General features: G+C 74.9%; 1 protein-coding gene. It reads right to left on the bottom strand.

The genetic code is table 11. The features are described 5' to 3' along the window. Window positions 1-7,078 (bottom strand): type I polyketide synthase (locus tag ABD350_RS05485; protein ID WP_344346599.1); only part of this gene is annotated, 7,078 nt, incomplete at its 3' end. Window positions 7,079-7,134: the final 56 nt, after the last annotated feature.

The following is a 7,134-nucleotide window of genomic DNA, read 5'->3' as shown; positions in this document are numbered from 1 at the left end:
ACACCCCATACAACTCCCGCCCCATCGACACCCGCTGAGCCCCCTGCCCCGTAAACAGGAAGGCCGTTCCCCCCAAGCGGTCGGCGCGGGCCCGTACGGCGGTCGCGGTGCCCGCGGCCACGGTGCGCAGTCCGGCGAGCAGTTCGTCTCGGTCGGTGCCGGTGACACCGGCGCGGTGGTCGAGTGCGGCGCGGGTGGCCGCCAGCGAGTAGGCGACGTCCAGGGCGGTCGTGTCCGGGTGGTCCTCCAGGTACGTGAGGAGCTTTCGGGCCTGCCCCGCCAGCGCCTCGGGGGTCTTGCCGGACAGCAGCCACGGGACGACGGGCAGTGTGCGGGCGGTGCCGCCGGGCTCCGCGTCCGCCGGTGCCCCGGCCGGCTCCGGCTCTTCGAGGATCATGTGCGCGTTGGTGCCGCTGATGCCGAAGGACGAGACACCGGCACGGCGCGGAGCCCGCGCTGTCTCCCATTCCCGCGCCTCGGTGAGCAGGACGACGTCGCCGGCCTCCCAGTCGACGTGCCGGGTGGGGCTCTCCACGTGGAGGGTCTGCGGCATCGTCCGGTGGTGCATGGCCTGCACCATCTTGATGACGCTGCCGACACCTGCGGCGGCCTGGGTGTGGCCCAGGTTGGACTTCAGCGACCCGAGGTACAGCGGGCGTCCTTCGGGCCGGTCCTGGCCGTAGGTCGCCAGCAGGGCCTGCGCCTCGATGGGGTCGCCGAGGCGGGTGCCGGTGCCGTGCGCGTCCACCAGGTCCACGTCGGCGGGGGTGAGTCCGGCGTTGGCCAGGGCCTGGCGGATCACCCGTTCCTGTGCCGGGCCGTTGGGTGCCGTCAGCCCGTTGGAGGCACCGTCCTGGTTGACGGCGGAACCCCGGATGACGGCCAGCACCCGGTGCCCGTTGCGCCGCGCGTCCGACAACCGCTCCACCAGGACCAGTCCGATGCCCTCGGACCAGCCGGTGCCGTCCGCCGTGTCGGAGAACGACCGGCAGCGTCCGTCCGGCGACAGGCCCCGCTGCTGCGAGAACTCGACGAACCCCAGGGGTGTCGACATCAGCGTCACGCCGCCGGCGAGCGCGAGGTCGCACTCCCCGGCGCGCAGCGCGTTCGCCGCCTGGTGGATGGCGACCAGCGAGGAGGAGCACGCGGTGTCGACGGTGACGGCGGGCCCCTCCAGGCCGAAGGTGTACGCCACCCGGCCGGAGGCGACACTGCCCGCGTTGCCGCTGAGCAGATAGCCCTCCATGTCCTCGGGCACGTCGCGGACCCGTGACGCGTAGTCGTGGTACATCACGCCCGCGTACACCCCGGTGCGGCTGCCCCGCAGGGTCGACGGGTCGATGCCGGCGTTCTCCAGGGTCTCCCAGGCGGTCTCCAGCAGGAGGCGCTGCTGCGGGTCGGTGGCGAGGGCCTCCCGCGGGGACATCCCGAAGAAGGCGGGGTCGAAGTGGTCGCCGTCGTACAGGAATCCGCCGTTCTTGGTGTACGTCCGGCCCGGGCGGCCCGGCTCGGGGTCGTAGAGCGCGGCCACGTCCCAGCCGCGGTCGCCGGGGAACTCCGAGATGGCGTCCACCCCGTCGGCCACCAGGCGCCACAGGTCCTCCGGCGTGGACACGCCGCCCGGGTAGCGGCAGGCCATGCCCACGATGACGACGGGGTCGTCGGCCGCCGGGGCGGGGGCCGGCACCGGACCGGCCGCCGGCTGCTCCTGGTCCTCCTCCCGGCCGGCGAGCAGCCCCGACAGGTGGGAGGCGATCGCGGCCGGTGTCGGGTGGTCGAACACCAGGGTGGTCGGCAGGCGGAGCCCGGTGGCGCTGCCCAGGCGGTTGCGGAGTTCGACCGCGGTCAGCGAGTCGAAGCCGAGCTCCTTGAACGCGCGGTCGGGGTCCAGGCCGTGGGGGTCGGAGTGGCCGAGGACCCCCGCGACGTGTCCGCGCACCAGGTCCACCAGGACCCGGCGCCGCTCGTCCGCGGAGAGGCGGGCCAGCTGTTCGGCCGGCGAGGAGCCCTCGGAGGTGCCGGCCCGGGCGCGCCGGCGCGCGGCGGGCACGAGTCCGCGCAGCAGGGCCGGCGGTTCGGCGTTGTGGCGCAGGGCGGCCGGGTCCAGGGCGGTGACCGCGAGGACCGTCTCGCCGGTGGTGAGGGAGGCGTCGAACAGCGCCAGGCCGTCCTCGGACGACAGGGGCAGCAGCCCGGAGCGGGCCATGCGCTTCAGGTCCACTTCGTCCAGGTGGCTGGTGCTGGCGCTGCCCTCCTCCCACAGGCCCCAGGCCAGCGAGGTGGCGGGCAGGCCGTGGGCGGCGCGGTGGGCGGCGAGCGCGTCCAGGAAGGTGTTGCCGGCCGCGTAATTGGACTGTCCCGCCGTGCCGAGGAGACCCGCCAGCGAGGAGTAGAGCACGAACGCGCACAGGTCCAGGTCGCGGGTCAGCTCGTGCAGGTTCCAGGCCGCGTCGACCTTGGGCCGCAGTACGGCGTCCATCCGCTCGGGGGTCAGCCCCGAGAGCAGGCCGTCGTCCACGGCGCCGGCGGTGTGCACGACCGCCGTCAGCGGGTGCTCGGCGTCGATCGTGTCCAGCACGGAGGACAGCGCCTCGCGGTCCGCGGCGTCGCAGGCCGCGAAGACGGCCTCGGCGCCCAGCCCGGCCAGTTCGTCGCGGAGTTCCGCCGCGCCGGGGGCGTCCGCGCCGCGCCGGCTGAGCAGCAGCAGCCGGCGCGCGCCGTGCCGGACGACCAGGTGCCGGGCGAGCAGCCGGCCGAGCGTGCCGGTGGCGCCGGTGACCAGGACGGTGCCGCGTTCCCAGTGCGAGGTGTCCGCGCCGTCCCGGGGCGTCTGCCCGCGCTGTGCCCGGGCGAGGCGGGGGACGACGACCGTGCCGTCCCGCACCGCGGACTGGGTCTCCCCGGAGGCCACGGCCGCGGTCAGGGCGTCGGCGTGGCCCGGCCGGCCGTCCAGGTCGACCAGGGTGAAACGGCCGGGGTTCTCGGTCTCCGCGGAGCGGAACAGTCCCCACAGGCCGGCGTGGACCAGGTCGGTCACCGCCTCGTCGGTGCCCGCGGCCACCGCCTGGCGGGTGACGACGACCAGGCGGGTGTCGGCGAACCGCTCGTCGGCGAGCCAGTCCCGGGCCAGTTCGGCGTGGTGCCCGATGGCGGCCCGGGCCGCGGCGGGCAGTTCCCCGTCCGCCGTCTCGTGCGCGGCCGGCACCACCAGCACCACGTCGGGCACCGGTGCCCCGTCGTCGACCGCCGCGGCGAGGGCGGCCAGGTCGGGCCAGGTGCGCCCGGTGCCGGCCGGGAGAACCGGCTCGCCGGCGCCGACCACGGCCCAGCCGCTGGTGTCGACGTCCCGGTCCGGGTCGGCGAGACGGGTCCACTCCACCCGGAACAGCCCGTCCCGGCGGGCGTCGGCCGCCGCGGCGAGCGCCTCCTTCGACAGCGGGCGCAGCGCGAGTGATCCGACGGTGGCGACGGGCGCGCCCACGCCGTCCGCCACCAGGAGGGACACGGACTCGGGGCCGGTCGGGGTGATCCGCACCCGCAGGACGGACGCCCCCGCCGCGTGCACCGTCACGTCGGACCAGGCGAAGGGCAGCAGGGCGGGCCGGTCGCCGGCCACACCGGGCAGCAGGCTGTGCAGTGCCGCGTCCAGCAGCGCGGGGTGCAGGACGAACTTCCCCGCGTCGGCCTGGAGGTCTTCGCCGAGGGCGACCTCGGCGAACAGCTCGCCGTCCGCCGTCCACAACCGGCGCAGCCCCCGGAACGCGGGGCCGTAGGTGTAGCCGTGTTCGGCGACCCGCTCGTAGGCGCCGTCCAGGTCGACCTCCTCGGCTCCCGCCGGAGGCCAGGCGAGCAGCCCGGCGGGGGCTTCCCCGGTGACGGGGGCGAGCAGTCCGCCGGCGTGGGCGGTCCAGGCCCGGCGGTCGTGCGCGGCGGACTCGGGGCGGGAGTAGACGCCGAGTCTGCGGCGCCCGTCCTCGTCGGCTTCGCCGACCACGAGCTGGATCTGCAGTGCCTCTGTGTCGGGGAGCGTCAGCGGGGCCTCAAGGGTGAGCTCCTCGATCCGCTCGCAGCCGGCGTACTCGCCGGCCCGGGCGGCCAGCTCCACCAGGCCGGTGCCGGGGAGCAGCACCGAGCCGTACACGGTGTGGTCGGCCAGCCACGGGTGGGTGCGGCGGGAGAGCTTGCCGGTGAGCAGGAATCCGTCCCGGTCCGCGACCGCGACGGCGGCGCCAAGCAGCGGGTGGTCGGCGGAGCCGAGCCCGAAGCCGGAGGCGTCGCTCGGCGCGGAGGAGGTCTCCAGCCAGTGGCGGGTGCGCTGGAAGGCGTAGGTGGGCAGGGCGACGCGCCGTGCACGGGTGGGGGCGAAGACCGCCTGCCAGTCGACGGCGACGCCGTGGTTGTGGGCCTCGCCGAGGGAGAGCCAGAAGCGTTCGAGGCCGCCCTCGTCGCGGCGCAGGGAGCCGATCACCGCGGCGTCGTGGCCGGTGGCCTCGGCCGTCTCCTGGACGGCGACCGCCAGCACGGGGTGCGGGCTCGATTCGACGAACGTGCCGAAGCCGTCCTCCAGCAGCGAGCGCACCGCCTGTTCCAGCTCTACCGGCTGGCGCAGGTTGCGGTACCAGTAGCCGGCGTCGAGCTCGGGGCCCTGGACCCACCGGCCCGTCACCGTGGAGAGGAAGGGGATGGTGGCCGGCCGCGGGCTGACCGGGGCGAGCAGGGTGGCCAGCTCCTCCTCCAGCAGTTCCACGTACTTGGAGTGGGAGGCGTAGTCCACGGGGACGGCGCGCGCCCGGACCCGGTCGGCCTTGCAGGCGGCGAGCAGTTCCTGCAGGGGCTCGACCTCGCCGGCCACGACGACGGAGGAGGGGCCGTTGACCGCGGCGATCTGGATGCGCTCCTGCCACGGGGCGATGCGCTCGCGCACCTCATCGACGGGGAGCGCGACGGACACCATGCCGCCGAGGCCCGCCAGGACCCGGCCGATGGCCTGGCTGCGCAGTGTCACCACGCGGGCGGCGTCGTCCAGGGAGAGGATGCCCGCCACGTACGCGGCGGCGATCTCGCCCTGGGAGTGCCCGACGACGGCCGACGGCTGTACTCCGTGGGCTCGCCACAGTTCGGCCAGTGCCACCATGACGGCGAAGAGCACCGGCTGGACGACGTCCACCCGGTCCAGCGAGGGGGCCCCGTCGGCCTGGCGGAGGACGTCTTCCAGGGACCAGTCGACGAAGGGGGCGAAGGCCCGGCCGCACTCGGCGATGCGGGCGGCGAACACCGGTGACGTGTCCATCAGGGCCACGGCCATGCCCGTCCACTGCGAGCCCTGGCCGGGGAAGAGGAACGCCGTCCTGGACGGCTCACCGGCGCTGCCGGTGACGGTGTCGGGTGCGGGGGTGCCGTCGGCGAGGGCCTGGAGCTGTTCACGCGGCAGGGTCTGGGCCGGGGCCACGAGGACGGCACGGTGGTCGAGCGCGCTGCGGGTGGCCGCCAGGGAGTACGCCAGGTCGAGCGGGGCGACGTCCGGATCCAGCCCGTCGATGTGGTCCAGCAGCCGCCGGGCCTGCGCGGCCAGCGCCTTGGGCGACTTGGCCGACAGCAGCCAGGGCAGGCTCGGCGGCACGGCGGTGCCGGCGTTCGTGCCGGCGTTCTCGCCACGGCCCTCGCCGTCGTCGCCGTCGTCGGCGGGCAGGGGTGCCTGTTCCAGGATGACGTGCGCGTTGGTGCCGCCCATGCCGAAGGCGGAGACGGCGGCGCGGCGGGGTCCGCCGTCTTCCTTGCCGGGCCACTCGGTGGCCTCGGTGAGCAGGCGGACCGCGCCGGAGTCCCAGTCGACGAACGGGGTGGGTTCGTCGATGTGGAGGGTGCGGGGCAGGACGCCGTGGTGCATGGCCTGCACCATCTTGATCACTCCGCCGACGCCCGCGGCGGCCTGGGTGTGGCCGATGTTCGATTTCAGGGAGCCGAGGTGGAGGGGGTGGCCGGCGGGGCGGTCCTGGCCGTAGGTGGCGATGAGTGCCTGGGCCTCGATGGGGTCACCGAGGCGGGTGCCGGTGCCGTGGGCCTCGACGGCGTCGATGTCGGCGGGGGTGAGACCGGCGTTGGCCAGGGCCTGGCGGATGACGCGTTCCTGTGCCGGGCCGTTGGGGGCCGTCAGCCCGTTGGAGGCACCGTCCTGGTTGACGGCGGAACCCCGGATGACGGCCAGCACCCGGTGCCCGTTGCGCCGCGCGTCCGACAGCCGCTCCACCAGCAGCAGACCCACACCCTCCGACCAGGCGGTTCCGTCCGCCGCCGCCGAGAACGGCTTGACCCGTCCGTCCGGCGCCAGGCCCCGCAGCCGCGAGAACTCGGTGAAGGCCACCGGCGTCGACATCACCGCGGCGCCGCCGGCCAGGGCCAGGTCGCACTCCCCGGCGCGCAGCGCGTTCACCGCGAGGTGCAGGGCCACGAGGGAGGAGGAGCACGCGGTGTCGACCGCCACCGTCGGGCCCTCGAACCCGAAGGTGTAGGCGATGCGTCCCGCGGCGATGCTGCCCGCGCTGCCGCTGTAGAGGTAGCCCTCGAAGCCCTCCACGGGCAGCTGCGGCCGGGCGCCGTAGTCGGTGTACATCAGCCCGGCGAAGACGCCGGTCCTGCTGCCCCGCAACGAGACCGGGTCGATGGCCGCCCGTTCCAGGGCCTCCCAGGTCGTCTCCAGGAGCATGCGCTGCTGCGGGTCGGCGGCCAGGGCCTCGCGCGGGGACAGCCCGAAGAACCCGGGGTCGAACTGGTCCGCCTCGTGCAGGAACCCGCCCTCGCGCACATACGAGGTGCCCACCCGCTCGGGGTCCGGGTCGAACAGGTTCTCCAGGTCCCAGCCGCGGTTGTCGGGGAAGCCGGAGATGGCGTCGGTCTCGTCGGCCACCAGTTGCCACAGGTCCCCGGGGGAGGCGACCCCGCCCGGGTAGCGGCAGGCCATGCCCACGATCGCGATCGGCTCCTGTGCCTTGTCCTGCACCTCACGCAGCTTCCGGCGGGCGTCCCGCGCGTCGGCGATGGCCCGCTTGAGGTAGTCGCGAAGTTCCTTCTCGTCAGCCACCTGTCGTCAACTCCCCAATCGATTGAGCATGTGTGCGGGGTGCCGCCCGGCGCGCG

Source organism: Streptomyces nogalater (genome assembly GCF_039532885.1).
Lineage (GTDB): Bacteria > Actinomycetota > Actinomycetes > Streptomycetales > Streptomycetaceae > Streptomyces > Streptomyces nogalater.
This window is presented reverse-complemented; position numbering and strand designations above follow the sequence as displayed.